At 49.8% G+C, this 16,143-nt stretch carries 28 protein-coding genes; all 28 read left to right on the top strand.

The window, feature by feature from the left end:
- The first annotated feature begins 25 nt into the window (after window positions 1-25).
- The 28 genes from ACI5FR_RS26695 (at window position 26) to ACI5FR_RS26560 (ending at window position 15,986) form a co-directional block, all read left to right on the top strand.
- Entirely contained in the window at window positions 26-517 is a 492-nt protein-coding gene (locus ACI5FR_RS26695; protein WP_405460154.1) for a hypothetical protein, read from the top strand.
- Between the two features lie 18 nt (window positions 518-535).
- Entirely contained in the window at window positions 536-712 is a 177-nt protein-coding gene (locus ACI5FR_RS26690; protein ID WP_405460152.1) for a hypothetical protein, read from the top strand.
- Window positions 713-842: 130 nt separating this feature from the next.
- Window positions 843-998, top strand: a complete 156-nt coding sequence (locus ACI5FR_RS26685; RefSeq protein ID WP_405460149.1) for a hypothetical protein — start codon at window positions 843-845, stop codon at window positions 996-998.
- The gene (locus ACI5FR_RS26680) at window positions 995-1,393 is read left to right on the top strand and encodes a hypothetical protein (protein WP_405460148.1); all 399 of its coding nucleotides are present in this window, start codon (window positions 995-997) and stop codon (window positions 1,391-1,393) included. The genes ACI5FR_RS26685 and ACI5FR_RS26680 overlap by 4 nt, the downstream gene beginning before the upstream one ends.
- Complete coding sequence (locus ACI5FR_RS26675) at window positions 1,390-1,590, top strand: hypothetical protein (protein WP_405460146.1); 201 nt, start codon at window positions 1,390-1,392, stop codon at window positions 1,588-1,590. The genes ACI5FR_RS26680 and ACI5FR_RS26675 overlap by 4 nt, the downstream gene beginning before the upstream one ends.
- On the top strand, window positions 1,587-1,790 hold the full coding sequence (locus ACI5FR_RS26670) for a hypothetical protein (protein ID WP_405460144.1): 204 nt from the start codon (window positions 1,587-1,589) through the stop codon (window positions 1,788-1,790). The genes ACI5FR_RS26675 and ACI5FR_RS26670 overlap by 4 nt, the downstream gene beginning before the upstream one ends.
- Window positions 1,787-1,981 (top strand): hypothetical protein, encoded by a 195-nt coding sequence (locus ACI5FR_RS26665; RefSeq protein WP_405460141.1) that lies wholly within the window; start codon window positions 1,787-1,789, stop codon window positions 1,979-1,981. Before ACI5FR_RS26670 ends, ACI5FR_RS26665 begins: the two co-directional genes overlap by 4 nt.
- A gap of 270 nt (window positions 1,982-2,251) precedes the next feature.
- Window positions 2,252-2,491, top strand: coding sequence for a hypothetical protein (locus ACI5FR_RS26660; RefSeq protein WP_405460140.1), 240 nt, complete (start codon window positions 2,252-2,254; stop codon window positions 2,489-2,491).
- Window positions 2,478-3,398, top strand: a complete 921-nt coding sequence (locus tag ACI5FR_RS26655) for an ATP-binding protein (RefSeq protein ID WP_405460137.1) — start codon at window positions 2,478-2,480, stop codon at window positions 3,396-3,398. Before ACI5FR_RS26660 ends, ACI5FR_RS26655 begins: the two co-directional genes overlap by 14 nt.
- Before the next feature lie 902 nt (window positions 3,399-4,300).
- Window positions 4,301-4,732, top strand: coding sequence for an endonuclease domain-containing protein (locus ACI5FR_RS26650; protein ID WP_405460134.1), 432 nt, complete (start codon window positions 4,301-4,303; stop codon window positions 4,730-4,732).
- A 3-nt stretch (window positions 4,733-4,735) separates the two neighbouring features.
- Window positions 4,736-5,626: a replication protein gene (locus ACI5FR_RS26645; protein WP_405460131.1), complete on the top strand. Its 891-nt coding sequence runs from the start codon at window positions 4,736-4,738 to the stop codon at window positions 5,624-5,626.
- Window positions 5,547-6,362 (top strand): DnaA ATPase domain-containing protein, encoded by an 816-nt coding sequence (locus ACI5FR_RS26640; RefSeq protein WP_405460129.1) that lies wholly within the window; start codon window positions 5,547-5,549, stop codon window positions 6,360-6,362. The genes ACI5FR_RS26645 and ACI5FR_RS26640 overlap by 80 nt, the downstream gene beginning before the upstream one ends.
- The gene (locus ACI5FR_RS26635; protein WP_405460127.1) at window positions 6,359-6,526 is read left to right on the top strand and encodes a hypothetical protein; all 168 of its coding nucleotides are present in this window, start codon (window positions 6,359-6,361) and stop codon (window positions 6,524-6,526) included. The genes ACI5FR_RS26640 and ACI5FR_RS26635 overlap by 4 nt, the downstream gene beginning before the upstream one ends.
- Before the next feature lie 13 nt (window positions 6,527-6,539).
- On the top strand, window positions 6,540-6,971 hold the full coding sequence (locus tag ACI5FR_RS26630) for a hypothetical protein (protein ID WP_405460125.1): 432 nt from the start codon (window positions 6,540-6,542) through the stop codon (window positions 6,969-6,971).
- Between the two features lie 16 nt (window positions 6,972-6,987).
- On the top strand, window positions 6,988-7,212 hold the full coding sequence (locus tag ACI5FR_RS26625) for a hypothetical protein (protein WP_405460123.1): 225 nt from the start codon (window positions 6,988-6,990) through the stop codon (window positions 7,210-7,212).
- A 23-nt stretch (window positions 7,213-7,235) separates the two neighbouring features.
- Window positions 7,236-7,670, top strand: coding sequence for a hypothetical protein (locus tag ACI5FR_RS26620; protein WP_405460120.1), 435 nt, complete (start codon window positions 7,236-7,238; stop codon window positions 7,668-7,670).
- 60 nt (window positions 7,671-7,730) lie between these two features.
- Window positions 7,731-7,925, top strand: coding sequence for a hypothetical protein (locus ACI5FR_RS26615; RefSeq protein WP_405460117.1), 195 nt, complete (start codon window positions 7,731-7,733; stop codon window positions 7,923-7,925).
- 139 nt (window positions 7,926-8,064) lie between these two features.
- Window positions 8,065-8,196 carry a hypothetical protein gene (locus tag ACI5FR_RS26610; protein ID WP_405460114.1) on the top strand — a complete coding sequence of 44 codons (132 nt, stop codon included), beginning with the start codon at window positions 8,065-8,067 and terminating at the stop codon, window positions 8,194-8,196.
- Window positions 8,193-8,588 (top strand): RusA family crossover junction endodeoxyribonuclease, encoded by a 396-nt coding sequence (locus tag ACI5FR_RS26605; protein ID WP_405460112.1) that lies wholly within the window; start codon window positions 8,193-8,195, stop codon window positions 8,586-8,588. Before ACI5FR_RS26610 ends, ACI5FR_RS26605 begins: the two co-directional genes overlap by 4 nt.
- Entirely contained in the window at window positions 8,585-8,743 is a 159-nt protein-coding gene (locus ACI5FR_RS26600) for a hypothetical protein (protein WP_405460110.1), read from the top strand. Before ACI5FR_RS26605 ends, ACI5FR_RS26600 begins: the two co-directional genes overlap by 4 nt.
- A gap of 229 nt (window positions 8,744-8,972) precedes the next feature.
- On the top strand, window positions 8,973-9,995 hold the full coding sequence (locus ACI5FR_RS26595) for a coiled-coil domain-containing protein (RefSeq protein WP_405460107.1): 1,023 nt from the start codon (window positions 8,973-8,975) through the stop codon (window positions 9,993-9,995).
- Window positions 9,996-10,206: 211 nt separating this feature from the next.
- Complete coding sequence (locus ACI5FR_RS26590) at window positions 10,207-10,389, top strand: hypothetical protein (protein WP_405460104.1); 183 nt, start codon at window positions 10,207-10,209, stop codon at window positions 10,387-10,389.
- A 335-nt stretch (window positions 10,390-10,724) separates the two neighbouring features.
- Window positions 10,725-11,180 (top strand): sigma factor-like helix-turn-helix DNA-binding protein, encoded by a 456-nt coding sequence (locus ACI5FR_RS26585; RefSeq protein ID WP_405460102.1) that lies wholly within the window; start codon window positions 10,725-10,727, stop codon window positions 11,178-11,180.
- A 260-nt stretch (window positions 11,181-11,440) separates the two neighbouring features.
- Window positions 11,441-11,755 carry a hypothetical protein gene (locus tag ACI5FR_RS26580; RefSeq protein ID WP_405460100.1) on the top strand — a complete coding sequence of 105 codons (315 nt, stop codon included), beginning with the start codon at window positions 11,441-11,443 and terminating at the stop codon, window positions 11,753-11,755.
- A 260-nt stretch (window positions 11,756-12,015) separates the two neighbouring features.
- Complete coding sequence (locus ACI5FR_RS26575; protein ID WP_405460098.1) at window positions 12,016-12,585, top strand: hypothetical protein; 570 nt, start codon at window positions 12,016-12,018, stop codon at window positions 12,583-12,585.
- Entirely contained in the window at window positions 12,533-14,050 is a 1,518-nt protein-coding gene (gene terL / locus ACI5FR_RS26570; RefSeq protein WP_405460096.1) for a phage terminase large subunit, read from the top strand. The genes ACI5FR_RS26575 and terL overlap by 53 nt, the downstream gene beginning before the upstream one ends.
- Complete coding sequence (locus ACI5FR_RS26565) at window positions 14,044-14,286, top strand: hypothetical protein (protein ID WP_405460094.1); 243 nt, start codon at window positions 14,044-14,046, stop codon at window positions 14,284-14,286. The genes terL and ACI5FR_RS26565 overlap by 7 nt, the downstream gene beginning before the upstream one ends.
- Before the next feature lie 14 nt (window positions 14,287-14,300).
- The gene (locus ACI5FR_RS26560) at window positions 14,301-15,986 is read left to right on the top strand and encodes a portal protein (protein WP_405460093.1); all 1,686 of its coding nucleotides are present in this window, start codon (window positions 14,301-14,303) and stop codon (window positions 15,984-15,986) included.
- The last annotated feature ends 157 nt before the right edge of the window (window positions 15,987-16,143 follow it).

Here is a 16,143-nt window from a genome sequence, read left to right as displayed (position 1 = left end):
AGATCAAACCTAAGGAGAAGTGAACATGGAAAAATACTTTATCGTTACAGAGCACTCGCCGCTCCATCAACATTGGTTTGCGTATAAAGAAAATTCGAAGCTGGTCAGAGATTTTGTAAAAAAGTTTACGAGTGAAAACGGCATTGAATCCGATGAGTATTATGCCGCAGATGACGCGCTCTACATCGTGCCGAGTGGAAATGACGCTGAGAATTTCAAAAACATACTTGGCGCGCAGCACGACAACGGATTAAGGAAGATCAAATCCACTTCGAAGATCGGTAAGACGTGGGTTAAGTCACTGAAAGAATCCGGGTTAGAGGTGAAGCGAAAGCCAATGGTCATTATGTACTGCAAGGTGATGGGCGGCCGATACAGGAGCAGACTATTCGACCAAAACCGAATCCTCTACTGTTCGATTGACCCTGCTCCCGAGGTAACACCTACCGGATTCGTGGAAATGAAAGCAAGCGAGTTTTTCAAAATCATTGAGGATTCGGAGAGCGTTCCGGCATAACTCATTGGAGGAAGCGAAATGAAAGACGAGCGAAAAAGAGTCATCGTAAGGGTGTTACGGCCTGTTGGGTATCATGACGATCACAATCCAGGCGAAATCATCGAGATATACGAAGATCATCTTCAAGGTATGCTCGATCAGGGTTATGTCGAAATTGTTTTGCCGAAGGCCACCGAGACGAACGAATCCGCTTAGTCCGCAGGACGGAGGCCGCCAATGAATCCCCTACTCCAAAGAATAACCCTCCTAGAACATCAACTAACAACCCAAGAACAATATGTACAATACCTGATCAACCAAATAAATGAGCTGGAGGATGAAAACGATGCTTTACGAAGACGATCACCTCACGAAAGAGGAACGGGAAACGGTACAGATGATCTGGGCCGAGAAGCGGTTCGAATACCAAAAGCCTGTATACCGGCCCGATGAAATGGATCGGCTCCGCAAACTGTGGAATGAGAAGGTGGAAGGCCGATGAACCTGAACGAGATCAAAGAAGCGCTGAGCAAGGCAACGCCGGGAACGTGGAAAGGGAAGCATGCGATCAAACCATACATTACCGTTTTCACTGGAGTCGCGGACGAAGTAATCGCTACTGTCGAAATGCGAAACAACTTACAACTGCTTTCCAACGCTCCTGAATGGTTAGCCTCCCTAGTATCTCAGCTAGAGACAGCGAAGGACGTCGAGCACGAATTAATCAAAATGTGCGACGACTACAAAAGGCAGCTAGAGGAAGCACAAAAGACACTGGAATGGTACGCGGCTGATTATAACTGGGATGGAATCTTACATGGGACGAGTGAAATCCATGTCGATGGTGGAGATCGCGCCCGGGAGACATTGAAGCGGCTGAGAGGAGAAAACCAATGACCATGAACGCGGCAAGAAACGTAATCGAGAAGTTGCACGACATCCTGCACAAGAATCACAGCGGCCTTAGCACGCTGATGGAGTTGCAGGAATTGGCACACAAGACACGCGAGGCGCTGGATGAGATCGACGAGGTTGAACTTGAGGTGGAACGCCTCCAGGCGTTGGAAGGCTATGAGAGGAGGAAAGCAGGATGATCACTGTTAACCGTACTGGAAAGTACATCTCAGAAATACTCTACAACCGCAATAAGGACGCAAAGGTACTGAACGTGGAAGTGAAGATGGATGGAATCGGACTAACCCATGAAATCTCGGTACCGGAAGCTAAGGCGCTGGCAAAAGAATTGATGGAGTGGGTACACGAATTTGAGGGTGACGAGGAGGAAACAGCATGAGAACCATCCAGTTCGACAACGAAACCTTTTGGCAAGTCACGGACACATCGGCCATACGCCCCCATAACGCCGATCGGGTGAAGGTGCTGAAATTTGCGGAGGACGGCAGCGTCACGTGTAAGTCGCACACGGTAAAGCCCTCGTTCAAAAGCACCGTAGACCTCGTGTTCGCCCAAAGGGGTATCGTATGATCACCAACCCCAACTATCGCCGGGACTGGACACAAGAGGCCGTAGACGCCTATCACGCGAGAGTGCGGGAGTTGAAGGAACAACACATCGCGCAGAAAGGGAGAATGCAACGTGACACTACTCGACCTAGCCAAGTTGCACCGATCAAACAAACGCCAAGTCATGATCCTGCTGAAAAATAGAAAAAAGCTACTGTTTGCACCAGTAGCCGGTTGAACCCTCTCGAATGGATTCACCTGAAATTATATCACAAAAACGGATGTGAAGAATATGCAAACGAAAATTCGCATCGCGATCGCACATAAGCAATATAGCGGCTCCTACATCAATCGTGGGGCGTCTGGGCTAACGACAGACCTGGACGCAGCCATAACCTTTAAAGACATTGGCGAGGCCTCAGAATGGCTCCTGAACGCCTACTACGCGCCCGTAGATAAAGAGTGTTACAAGTACGCTCGAATCGAAGTGACCAAAAGAGAATTGGAGGATGAAGACAATGCAAATTCGTAAAGCGGAACGTAAGAAAGCAAAATTGCGCTTGGGTATCAGCGCTCCTAGTGGGGCCGGGAAGACGTACAGCAGTCTTAACATCGCGTATGGCATCACAGGGGATTGGAGCAAGGTCGGGATGATCGACACGGAAAACGGTAGCGGAGACTTGTACGCGCACCTGGGGGATTACAGCGTGATCCCGATCGAAGCACCGTTTACTCCGGATAAGTACATTCAAGCCATTAAGCTGTTCGAGGACAACGGATTCGACGTGATCATCATAGACTCGCTCTCTCACGCTTGGGCGGGTGAGGGTGGAATCCTCGACATTCAATCGGCGGCAGCGGCAGCATCTAGAAGCGGTAATAGCTACACTGCATGGCGCGAGGTGACACCAAAGCACAATGCGCTCGTCAACACAATCCTGCAAAGCAAATGCCACATTATCTGCACGATGCGCGCCAAGACCGAATATGTGCAGGAGAAGAACGACAATGGCAAAACGGAAATTCGCAAAGTCGGGTTGGCTCCAATTCAACGTGACGGCATGGAATATGAATTCACTGTCATGCTGGACGTTGCACTGAATCATTCTGCATCGGCCTCTAAAGACCGCACAGGGTTGTTTGACGGGCAATATTTCAAGCCGGGTATGGATACCGGAAAGAAACTCCTGGAATGGCTAGAAACAGGCGCTGAGGTCGTCAAGAGCGATACCTTGCAGGTGATCAAGGAGAAATGGGAGCAACTTGGATTTAAGGAAGCATCGATGGATGCGCAGCTCATGAAAACCTACGGATCCAACCAGCGCAATCTGACAGAAACAAGCGCACAGGACTTTATCGCAAAGTTGGACGGCCTTCTGCAGACGAAATTGGCTGAGTCTCAACAATCCGCAACAAATGAGGAGGAACAATCCGCATGAATCGTACCATTGTTACCGGCCGTTGGACGTTCTGAGGTGTCCTATGAATCTATCACTAGAGTTCCACCCCTACCCCAAAGAGAAGCAACTCGCCAAGACGCGTATAAGGCTGTCTCAGCGACAATTAGGTGAAATTACGGCTAAGGTGCGGAAAGAGGTTCGGACGCGATCCCGGGGCATCTGTGAAGTCCAGAAGCGATGTTCCGGGGCCTCGGCCCAACAGATGGCGCATATCACCTCTCGGAAGCGCCTGAATCATCGAACAACGGCGGCGGATCTGCTGGACTCCTGCATCGCTTGCCATCATTACCTTGATCAAACGCCGGAAGGTATCCGGTATAAGAGACTATTGGAAGCCCAAGCCGAATAATACGATTCTATTCTCTTAGCCCCTAGAACCCCTACGGCCCCCGGACTGGCGTCCTGAGCGGATTCGGTCGATCGAGGGCCTTCGGCAAGATCAAAATCAAAGGCGGGTGGACATGAGTCTTACTGAACTATTTATCGGTTTTATGGTCACAACCAAATTAATGTTCTGGCACATCGTAATAAAGCGAATGCTTCGTTTAATCGAATCAAAAATGAATAGGTGAGAACATGAGCCAAATAGCCAAATTGGAAGAAGAACTGTCTGCAATTCTATCGGAGATACTGGAACTTGAGGCGAACGTAAGGAAATTACAACAAGATAGAATACGCGTCGAACAGATGTTAGAAGAACTACTCAACGAAACAAAATGAATAAAACGTTACTTAGCAGGCCGACAGGCCATCAATCGACTGAATATGCTCAGCGAAGCGGAGGCCGATCCCATTGACCATAATAGAAAGACTATATTGGTTCCCTAAAGCTATGAGTCTCTGGATACAAACCAAAAGGGTTCAAGAAAGGCGGTGACAACGTGGCAAAGGATTGGGAATGGTACAGAAGAGAGTTTATCACTTATCACATGGACTACGTGTACGGAGTATTAAAAACAATAGAGAACTGTTCACCAATTGAAAAGATCGCAGTTTTACAATGCATCCAATTCAGAGATTCAATGGGTGCAACAGATATGAGAGTTTTAATACAGGAAGAAGTTGGTCCTTACCATGCTGACATTACCGTAATACAGGACTCCATAAATTTTAAAGTTGCAATCGAATGTGACGGCCATGAATTCCACGAAAAAACAAAAGAACAAGCAGCGAAAGACAAAAAGAGAGACCGAGAATTCCAAAAGCTTGGATATGTGATTTTACGTTATACAGGTTCGGAGATTGTTAATACCCCGGAGATCATCCTACGCGATTTGAAAAACCTGGCAGCTTCTCACAATAAGGTGGTGTGATGGATGGCTAACGTCCAGCCAGAACACGGTTACACGAAAATTGCTGACGAAATCCTGGAACAGATGGCCCGGATTAAACTAAGCCCGACTCAATACCGGATACTGTTCGTAGTTTGGAGATATACATACGGGTTCAATCGAAAACAACATGAACTATCTCTGAGCTTTATCCAACAGGCCACAGAACTGGATATTCGCAATATTCGACGGGAACTGAAGGATCTGGAGGAACGCAAGATCATATTCCAAAAGGTGTCCGGTGGACAGGCCCGGGTGATCCAATTCAACAAGGATTATGAACAATGGGTGGGCGAAACTGCCCATGGGCGAAATCACCCAAGGGCGATAATGCCCAAGGGCGATAACACCCAAGGAACTATGGGCGAAACCGCCCATGGTGGTATGGGCGAAACCGCCCAAGAAGAAATACATTCTTTACAAACAACCTTAAATACAGAAGAAGAAGAGGCCAGTCTACCCGATTCGGAAATTATGAAGCGGTCTTATGAGATTGAAAAGCATTATTGCAAACATCGCGGAATTATGGATGCATCCTCAAGCGATTTTCACGAGATCAAGATTCTAGTTGCCGCCAAGATTCCAGTCGAATTTATTAAAGCCTCTATTGATCGATCATTTAAGGAATTTCAACCGAAGTACGAGCGCGATGAAATCCGAACTTTCTCCTACTGCTCTGTCGCTGCATACGAACGGTGGGCCAAACATTTAGAAAAGGTCAAACCATTTCCGAAAGGTGGACAAGCCGATGTGGAAAAGCATAAAGGATTCGCTAACGCAAGCGGATCTGGACTTAATGCGAGAGAAAGCGCAAAAGTACCGGGAGAGTCAAAAATCTACCCTGGTCGATGGGACGACACCTCAATACAAATGTAACGAATGCCGGGACGAGGACGGATACTTCGTAAAACGGCCGGTCAAACAAACGGTTAAGGGTGAACTGGTCGAAGTGATGATGGATCATTGGCACATCTGCGACTGTGTAGCGAAACGGAAGAATCAGGAGCAGACCGATGCTTTGTTCCAATCGAGCAAAATTACCTGGGCTTTTCAGAAACGTACATTCGATAGCTTCGACCTTTCATATCTCGCCGATCCGGTACGAGCTGCCTACCGGAAAGCAAGGACGTACCATTCCCGGTTTGCCGACATCCGAACGACTCCGAATAACGGCATATGTCTACTCGGAAAACCGGGAAGTGGAAAGACTCATCTGCTCACGGCAATCTCGAATGCGCTCTTGTCGGAAGGTGTTGAGGTGTTATATGCCCCGTTCGTCCAGTGCATCGAGGAAATGAAGAACGACATGCACAAGGAGGAGATCAACAAGGCGAGGATCGAGAAGATGCAGAAGGTCGAAGTTTTGTTTATAGACGATCTATTCAAGCCGCCAAACACTCCATCCGCTTACGAAATCAGAAAAATGTACGAGGTCATCAACTATCGGTACATGGAGCAAATGCCAATCATGATTTCGTCCGAACGTAAAATCAGCGAGTTAGTTGACATTGACGAAGCGTTGGGAAGCCGGATCAACGAAATGTGCCGAGACTTCCGGGTCGAACTGGACGGTGGCCGGGAGCTGAACTACCGGATGCGGGAGGGCGCATGAACGACGATATCGACTATGACCAACTGATTGCCGAGATCCGGGCCGAGAACGCGCGGATGATAGCCGAGTGGCAGCAGGAGGCTTTAGAGCAGTTTAAAAATAAATTTGGGCCAAAGTGTGCGAAGTGGAATCGTCCAGCGATTAACACTATAACAACACTTTAGGAGGAATGAACGGATGGCCTTTATACCTTACAGCAGTGATTCCAAGATTGAAGAGCCAATGATCACAGTGGATAAAATGGGGCGGCTTTGCTTGAATGCCGCCCTCCGGCGAATGTTGGACTGCGTGAACAAGGAAATAGAGCTATACGTGTTCTTTGACGCAGAAGCCCGACGGATCGGAATCGCGAGGAATTACGCGCAAGGCAACCTAGCCCGCGTAAAGCCGTTCAAATTCGACCAACACCGAGGGTACGCAATGGCCCAGAATTTCCTTGAACATCACGACATTCTGTACAAAGATGGGGCGGTTCGGTACGAGTTTGACAAGATGGTGGGCGATGTGATGGCCTTTAACGCAGCTCGCAACGGCGTCAGGACGATAACCACGTTTCGTGGAGAGAAGAACGGGAATCTCGAACGGTTGCCAAGCGAACAAGCTAAGTAATTGGAGGTAGGTGGCATTGCTCACCAAATACGAAAAGTTCGAACTAGAACAAACCGCAGAAGGCTACAGGCCCCTAGTCAAAGCCAAAGTGGAATATATCACGCAAGACATGATCTCCAATCTCAAAGCGTTGGGGGTCACCAATAAGGCGATTGCGGCCTATATGCCCGAGTTTTTCGCCGGGATCGCCAATGAGTTGGTAGCCGAGCAGCCGAGACGCTATAAGCGGTCGGGAGCATGATTAAATAATCGGAGGTAAGGATAATGGGACTCTACGATGACCATGTAAGTTACGCGAAGAAAACACGAATACCGGTCTCGCTCGCAAAGGTATGGTGTGCCAATCAGTTGGAATTGCAGGAAGAGATGGATGCTGCAAGGGTTTGCCCGAAATGCGGTAAACCCACCTTAGTGCTAGAGTCTGGGAGCTACGAAGAAGGTACACAGGATTATGTGTATTGTGCAAATGACGAGATCCAGGCAGTCGATGTAGACGGGGAAGAGTACTTCGAGGAATGCGATTATACGGCTGACCCCGAAAAGAAGCACGAACCCTTATCTACTTGGTATGACTTTGATGTTATATGGGCGTTCAGTTGTGGACTGATTGATCGTAAAAACGAGTTTTACAATTTGAGAGACTGGCTAGACTTCGTTCGCAAAGAAGTGGCAAAGATCACGCCTAAAGTATCGGCATAGGCCGAATGGCCATCGAGTCGTCCGAAATACTAAATCCCGAAGGGATGGAGGCCGAATCCAATGAAACCCTACCGATTCCGCAAAAGAGACATCAAAGTATACGACCGTAACCCAGATATTGACCAAAGCGTCCGCGACATGCGGCGGGTGTGGAACCATCTAACGGAGCGACAATTCATCCAGGAATACCATCTTCGGTACGGGGTACCGATCGGCAAGATCAAAACATGTCTGAAAGGCGGTGAAGGGGCATGAAAGCGAAGGAACAATGGTACGTACCCTATGACCGATACGAACTAACCATCAACGGCCGCACTTATACCTCCGAATTCACCTACTTAGACATCAAACCCATCAGCGAAACATTCAAAAACGTGGAATGGAGGTTGATCCGATGAGATTCCAGGCTTATTACAAGGGCAAGAAGCTGGGCAATCCGAGGACGGAGAAAGAGAAAAAGCGAGTTGAACACCTGTACGACAACATCACCTGGGTAGAGGTACCGGATGAGGAGGAGACCAAGTGAGCAATTACATCGAAATCGCCCCCAGAGGCGCGGTACGAATGACGCAAAAGGGCAAGTTCATGGACAAGAGCGCAATGGCCTATTTGAGCTACAAGAACGAAATCGGATACAAGCTAAGGGAAATGTATCCCGAGCCTATGAAAACGCCTGTAGCGGTCAATATGACCTTCTGGATGCCCATTCCATCGAGTGGGTCCAAACGCCAGCAGTTCGAGATGAACGGACGCCCGCACCAAAAAAGGCCGGACATCGACAATCTGATCAAAGGCTTTTTCGACGCCGCGAACAAGATCGTATGGCAGGATGACAATTTGGTGGTCAAATGCACGGCCCAGAAACGCTATGCCGAGCAGCCGGGGATTGAATTTGAGATCGAGGAGGTAGCCGGATGAATATCGTAGCGTACCACCAGTACGGCAACGGACATATAGCTGTGGATGCACAGAATCGATTTGTAGGCATCGTTAAGGATGTACCATGTCAAACTATTCCTAAGCGTAAAAACGCGCCTAAGAGCCTTGTAGAGCGTCAGAGAAAGGTGGTGTGAATATGCGCATTCAACCAACGTCAAAAGTACTGTACCTGGGTGATCGTAAGCGGCCGAAACCGAGCGTTAAGGAGGTGAAGAAACGACCATTTCGACCACCTGATAACATCGCTTAAACCCGCGTCATTACTGGATTTTCACTAGTCGGAATAGCCAAAATATGCTATAATAAGATTGAACATTCACGCGATTCGGAAGATTGAAAAAACTATATTTTTGGAGGGTGAACATGGAAGAGTTGTTGATGGATATCGTGCGGTTGGAAGAGACGGAACGGGAACTCGCGGCGAAGTTGGAGCGCATGGATCAGATTGAACCGGAGTACCGGCGCATCGAGGATGAGTTGAACGTGGTGCGGAACCGGTTGAGTGAGAAGAACCTCGAACTGGAGTCGCTGAAGAAAGCGGAGGAAGAGAAGGCACACCGTGAACAGAAGCAAATCCAGCAATTGGATGGACTGCAGGAATACATACTCGGCCTGCAACTCTTCGAGTCGATCCAGCCACAGCCATTCGAGGGTGAGCGCATTCATGAGTACGAGGGGCGAAAGCAGGAGTTCAATCAAATCCTAGTCGAAGTCGCACGGGAGTTGCTCCAAACACAACACAACGAACATAACGAAGCGATGGCGGCGAAAGACGAAAAGATTCGTTTGATGACCAAGCAGGGGCTAGAGACGGAAAACCAACTAGCAGAGGCAAAAAGGACAATCGAGGAACAAGCAGCCAAGGAAGAACAATGGGCGCAGGACGAAGAAATGCTTGAGGAAAGAATCAGGGAACTTGAACTTGTTCAGAACCAGACACAAACTCTGTTGAACATGGCGAACGATCGAATTGCCGAATTGACAACCAAGCTGGAAGCCGCTGAGAAGGCACAAAAGCCGGCCGAATACACCGCACCTAGCCAACCATTGCAAGAACGTGTTGCCAGCTTGCGAAACAAGACAGCCGACGAACTTTTGGCTCGGTTCAACGCACGACAAACACCGGAAAATCAGATCACCCCACCACCTCTTGAAACGGTGACTCCCTTTCGTGGCGAAGATGAAGTTGCTGCTACCGAGCCTCAAGACAATCCAATTCCTGCTGCCGAAGCGCCTGCGTTGAGCCAGTTTCCCGACGAGACAAACGTGGGAATGGCTGATCAAACACCAGGCGTTCAAGCTGAAGTATCGCGAGCGGAATTCGAAGAGGCGATTAAGCGAATAGAAGTGTTGGAGAAGCACTTGTTCGGTGAGGAGGCGGCGTAAATGTTTGCACTCTCGTTTGGTCGATGGGATCATGCGGCCGGCCGTTGGTTCGTAAGAGAACGGGTGTACATGAACGGATACCGTTGGACGCCATTTGTCAAAGTAAAATACAGGTGGGGAGCCTAGCGCGCTCCCTCTCCCCAAACAAAAACTGAATAAAATCCTGATACGGCTCGCGCTGATTCGGTCGAATCGAAGAAAGGACAAAACCATGAAACCCGAACAAATTGACAATGAAGTGTGCAAATACATGATGGCGCTTGAAAGCATGGAATCGGACGGCATCATAACCAGAGACGAGCGTATGAAGCTGAAAACGAAAGTCAAGGCGTGGGCTTATGACAAGTTGCAGAGGTTTGATAACTTGCCGAAGGCCACCGGAACGACCGAATAAGCTTAACGAAGTGGAGGCCGAAGGTGGTCTCCCCAATATCCTATAGGCGGTGTACAAGGTGAAAGTTCTGCACTCATGTGATCGAAACATACCAGGGCTCGACCTTGAAATATACACATGGGGCAAAGGTTCTGATCGAACGTGGTATATTCAAGGGCACATTTGCTTCTACTGCCCGTATTGCGGGGTTGAACTGAAAAGCATCGCCCCGACCGAATCCGCTCAATGAAGCGAAGCGTAATGGGGGCCGAATAAGTGTTTGAAACTATCTTTTACGGCCTTTTAATCCTAAGTTTAGCGATGGTGATTAAATCGAGATTACGGAGGTGAAGACAATGAACCGGGAACAAATCATAGAATGCCTAAAGTTCTATAAGGCGTTCAAATCGGCTGTCATGGCCTATGAGCGAGTGAACCTCTACCAAAGCGCACATAACCCATTCCACGCTGCGGGATGCCGCGTAACCTTGTACAGTGACATGCCGATGGGTACTGGATCGGGATCGAGAGCGCCGACGCTGACCGGCGAATGGACGCATCAAGACACGATAGAGTACGAGTCCTTGCGAAGCACGGTACAATGGCTGGATATCGCGCTAGACTCGCTCACCGCCGACGAGAGGCACGTGATCACGCTCAAGTGGATGGAAGGACTGACGATGCAGCAAATCAGTCAACGGACCCCACACAGCGAGCGTACCGTGAAGACGATCCATGGCCGAAGCCTCGACAAGATGCACATCGTGCTAAGGTTCGTTGACCATCCGAAGCAAGCGGCACCTGTAGCGTAATTGCACTTTATTTGCACCCTATTTGCACTATATGTAGTGTATAGTTGTACCATGGGGACAGGTGATGAACGGGCAGACGATCCCTCGCGCGGTCAACGTTCACACCGTCTCTAAAATAGGTGACCAGTGCCACCAGCACATCACATAGCCCACCCCAGGGCCACAGGGACACTCTCCGCGCGAGGGTGTCTCTTTGCTTAGTCCCAATACCATTGCAAACCTTTACTCCCTATGGGAAAATAGTCCTGGGAGGTGGCGGAATGCCAAATAATGGGTTCAGGGATTTGGAAAGGCACCTTAAGAAAATAGCGAAGGACATCGAAAAACAATCGGAGGAAGAAGTACCTGTTCAGGCGTTGTTGAACGAAGCTTTTATGGAACAATACACCGAATTCAACTCATTCGACGCTTTCCTAGAAGCATTGCCGGACGGATCGTTCGAGGACATGTTGGCTAACCAACGAGACATGGTTGATACATTCGTAAACGAAAAAACTAACTTCGAGTCGTGGGATGCTATGCTCTATAAAGCTGGCGAGATCTACATGGCGAAAAAGTTGAAAAAGTTATTCTAAGCACCTTCGGGTGCTTTTTGTTTTGCTTCAAATCGACTGAATATGCTCAGGGCTTCAGCCCGGAGGCCGTAGTGGATAACCTCTATGATGTGGTATCCCTATTTGCGATTCTAGCTTTACTGTGGTTTCAGTACGCAATGTATGTGCTATATGACGTGTTACGCGATGACGAGGATACAGACTGAAGGCGCTGCGGCGCGGAGGTGGTCCAACCTATCTGCAACACAAAGGCAAATGGCCGAGAGAGGAGATGAGAGGGAATGGCTACAGGAGTCAGCATGGATGACAGCACCAAAGAGCGCATAAAGGCCCTGTTAGCCACGGGCATGGCAAAGAATGCAGTAGCAAAGGAAGTGGGCGTATCATGGGCAAGTGTAGACAAGGTTAGCAAGGAACAACCTGACAACCTTGAGAATTTGCGAGAACAGAAAAGAATGCAGTTCATCGATCGTTTATGGAACAGCATGGATAAGGCTTTGGGGCTTGCCGATAAACGGATTGAGCTGGCCTTAGATGCTAATCGTAAATTAGACGAACTGTCCGACATGGTCGGTGATTCCGATTTGGACCCGAAGAAAGCAATTGAACTGCAACAAGCACTAGCCAACATCAGTGCGGTGCCATTGGGACAGATATCGACGTTTATCGGGACCATCTACGACAAGCACGCCTTAATGACGGGCGGCAAAACTGGTCAATTCGGTGTTAGTGGCGGGCTCGATAACACAAACACGGACCTCACCAACATGAGCCCAGACGAACGGAGGGCGAGGATCGATGAGCTTAACCGCCGCCGAGGAAATGGAGCTCCTAGCGCTGCTGGAGGCTGAAGAGAAGTATCAAGCGGCGCAGAACTATTATGCGTATGTGCGATACACCCACGCGACAATGTACGGCTATACACATCACGGCGAATATATCGCCAATGAGTTGGACCATGCAATCAAGCAGCGCAAACGAATGCTCGACGGTGAGATCCCGATTCGGACGCAATACATTCTGCTGTCCGTACCACCACAGCATGGGAAATCGATGCACGTGACCGAGACATTGCCGAGCTATTTCCTCGGACACTTCCCGGATGAAGGCGTAATCGAGATCAGCTATAACAGCGACTTTGCCGAGAAGTTCGGCGGTCGTAACAAAGACAAGGTAATCCTCCACGGCAAAGAGTTATTTGGCATTGAGGTAGCGAAAGACAGTCAATCCAAGGGTGAATGGTCCATCGTCAAGGATGGCCGTAAGACACGCGGCGGCATGATGTCACGCGGTGTTATGTCCGGCGTAACCGGTTCATCCTGGGGCGATTTGATTATCATAGATGACCCGATCAAGAACCGCGAGGAAGCGAACAGCGAGACGTATCGGGAGAAGTTGTGGCAAGAATGGCAAGACTCCATCTCAACACGTATTCATCCAGGCGCGATTGTGATTCTGATTAACACGCGATGGCATGAGGATGATTTGTGGGGGCGGCTGCTCGATCCGATGTACGGCAAACCGCTGCCATGGAAGGTGATCAACCTCCCACTGGAATGCGACGAGATGCACATGGAGCAAGAGGGCAACCCGTTGCAACGCGAACTAGGCGAACCGCTATGGCCGGAACGATATGGCCGTGACTTCGTGGAGGAGCGCAAGGCGTACCCGTCGAGCTTCAACGCATTGTATCAAGGCCGTCCAACGAGCCAAGAGGGGAACATGCTGAAGCGTGAGTGGTGGCAGTATTACGATACCTTGCCGCACATCGCAAGCCAGCTGATCAGCATAGACGCCGCATTCAAGGATGAGGATGACAGCGATTATGTAGTCATTCAAGTGTGGGGGAAGAGTCGGGCGAACATGTACCTCATCGACCAGGTACGGGCACGCATGAACTTCCCCGCAACCATTCAAAGCATCCGCAACATGGCCGCTAAGCACCCGGATGCCGGTTGGAAACTGGTTGAGGATAAGGCGAACGGTTCCGCGATCATCTCCACGCTGCACAATGAGATTGGCGGGATCATCCCGATTAATCCCGAGGGCGGTAAAGTGGCCCGGGTGAATGCGGTATCGGCCTACATCGAATCGGGTAACGTGTTCCTACCGCGCCACAAGGAATGGGTGCATGATTTTGTGGAGGAAGCTGCGAGTTTCCCGAAGGGCAAGAATGACGACCAGGTTGACGCGATGAGCCAAGCGCTGCATCGCTTTATTTATTTTAGCGGCGACTTCCCGGAGAGAGAAAAAGCGCCGACTCCATTCCCGTTCCGAACCGAGGAACCGAATCAAGGAGCGTTTATGCAATGGTGAACGAGATTCACGCGATCGGCAAGCTGTTGGAGTTGCCGGATCTTGAACAAGAAACAAAGCAGCAGATCAATGCCACGATTCGCCTGTTGCTGAGTAAGTACACTAATCAGCCTGAGCAGTTGAATTCAGCGCAGATTGACGCGTTCAGGACGATACAGAATGCCGAACAGGTCGCCAAAGAGTTGTTGGGCGCTAACACCCTTAACGAATGGGTAAACGGACCTGAGAAGACGTGAGAGGAGGTGAAGCGATGCAAGCCGTAACCGGTGAAGCACAAGAGGTACAGAAGAAGTACGAGGCCGGGTTGAATTACAAACGCCGGATGCGGTTCCTGGACAAATGGCCGGAGTATGAGCGATTCAAGGCTGGGGATCAATGGCCGACCGCCACGGAGAAAACGAAGGCGCTGCCGCGACCGGTGTTCAATATCATCGAACTGATTGAAGCGCATAAGGTATCCACGGTCATGGCCGAACAAGTCAAGATGGTATTTAGCACCGACGACCCGAACAATGAAGACGCCTCCGACCTGTTCACCCGATACGCGGAAACGACGTGGGAACGTCTCAAGCAAGACGACATGAACGAGGAAATGCTCGATGACGGCTCGAACCGGGGAACCGGACTGGTGCATTACTATTGGGACGCAGAGAAAAACGAGATGTGCGGGGAACTCATTGACCCCATGAACTTCTTTCCCGGCAATCCACAATGTCGCCATGTACAGAAGCAGCCGTACAACATTGTGTCTAGCCGTGAAGAGCTTAAAAGCGTCAAGGAGTACGCCGGTCGTAATGGTGTTTCCGGCCCAATGATTGCGATGATAAAGCCCGACAAGGACACAAAAGACGAAGGATATGACGGTGCACAAACCGAGCTGCAGGACGCCGAGAAGGTCACGGTGCTAACCTACTACTGGAAAAAAGGCAAAACAATCTGGTTCAAGAAGGTGTGCAGCGGCATCGTAATCAAGAAGGACACAGACACGATGATGAAGCTATATCCGATCGCGGCGATGCAATGGAAACGCCGGAAACGCTCGTTCTTTGGCGTAGGCGACACGGAAGGACTCATCCCTAATCAGAAGTCCATTAACTTCCTCATGGCCATGCAGGTGCTTTCTGTGCAACTCACCGGCTGGCCGAAGTTGGTCTATAAGGCACAGGCGATTGATCCGGCCCTCGTTCTCAACGTTCCAGGTGAAATGATCAAGGATAACTCGCCCCCTGGACAAAAGGGCGTTGAGTACCTGACGCCAGGAAGCACCACAGGCCAGGCACAGGCGCTTGTAGACAGCTTTATCGACTACACACGCCAAATGACCGGGGCGAACGATGCCGCGACCGGCGAAGCACCGAGCGCCGATATGAACGCTTCAGCAATCATGATGCTTCAACAAGCGGCAGGCGTGCCGATCGAGTCCATCAAGCGGCGGTTTTACCAGTTTATCGAGGACATAGGAAGAATCTGGGAAGAGTTCTGGAAGGTCAAGTACAACGTCACGCGGCGAATCATGGTCAAGGATGACGATGGCAACACTCAACCGGCAAATTTCAACGGGTCGCTGTACAAGGACATCGACATGAACCTCAAGATTGACGTAGGGCCGTCCTCCAAATACTCGGAATCGCTCATGATGGCGAGCCTCGATAAGATGCTGGAAGCGCAATTCATCACGTTTGACCAGTATCTGAAGTACGCGCCGAAGAATGTCGTGCCGTTTAAAGAACGGTTGCTCAAGGATCTCGAAGCTCAGGCGGCACAGCAAGTTCCTCCGGTTGATCCGATGCAGGAAGCGGAGATGCAAGCACAGATGCAGGAGAAGCAAGAAGCGCAGAAGTTCCAACAAACGGCTGCATTAAAGGAAATGGACAACAATACCAAGGTGCAAATTGCACAGATTAATGCACAGGCAAAGAGAGGGGTGGGAACATGAGGCAGTGGGATTCAAACGGGAACTTGATTGACGTTGTAACATTAACGGGAAGTAATGCAGCAGATGCTCAAAGCGGATTGGTCCCCGGTATGGGGTACAATGGAGCAACTTTCGACCGCTGGCGCAACAACACACAGGGTACGCTTCTAGCGAGTGC

The organism is Paenibacillus sp. HJGM_3, from assembly GCF_045062745.1.
Taxonomy (GTDB): domain Bacteria; phylum Bacillota; class Bacilli; order Paenibacillales; family NBRC-103111; genus Paenibacillus_AA.
The sequence above is the reverse complement of the archived record's forward strand: the minus strand, read 5'-3'. Positions and strand labels throughout refer to the sequence as shown.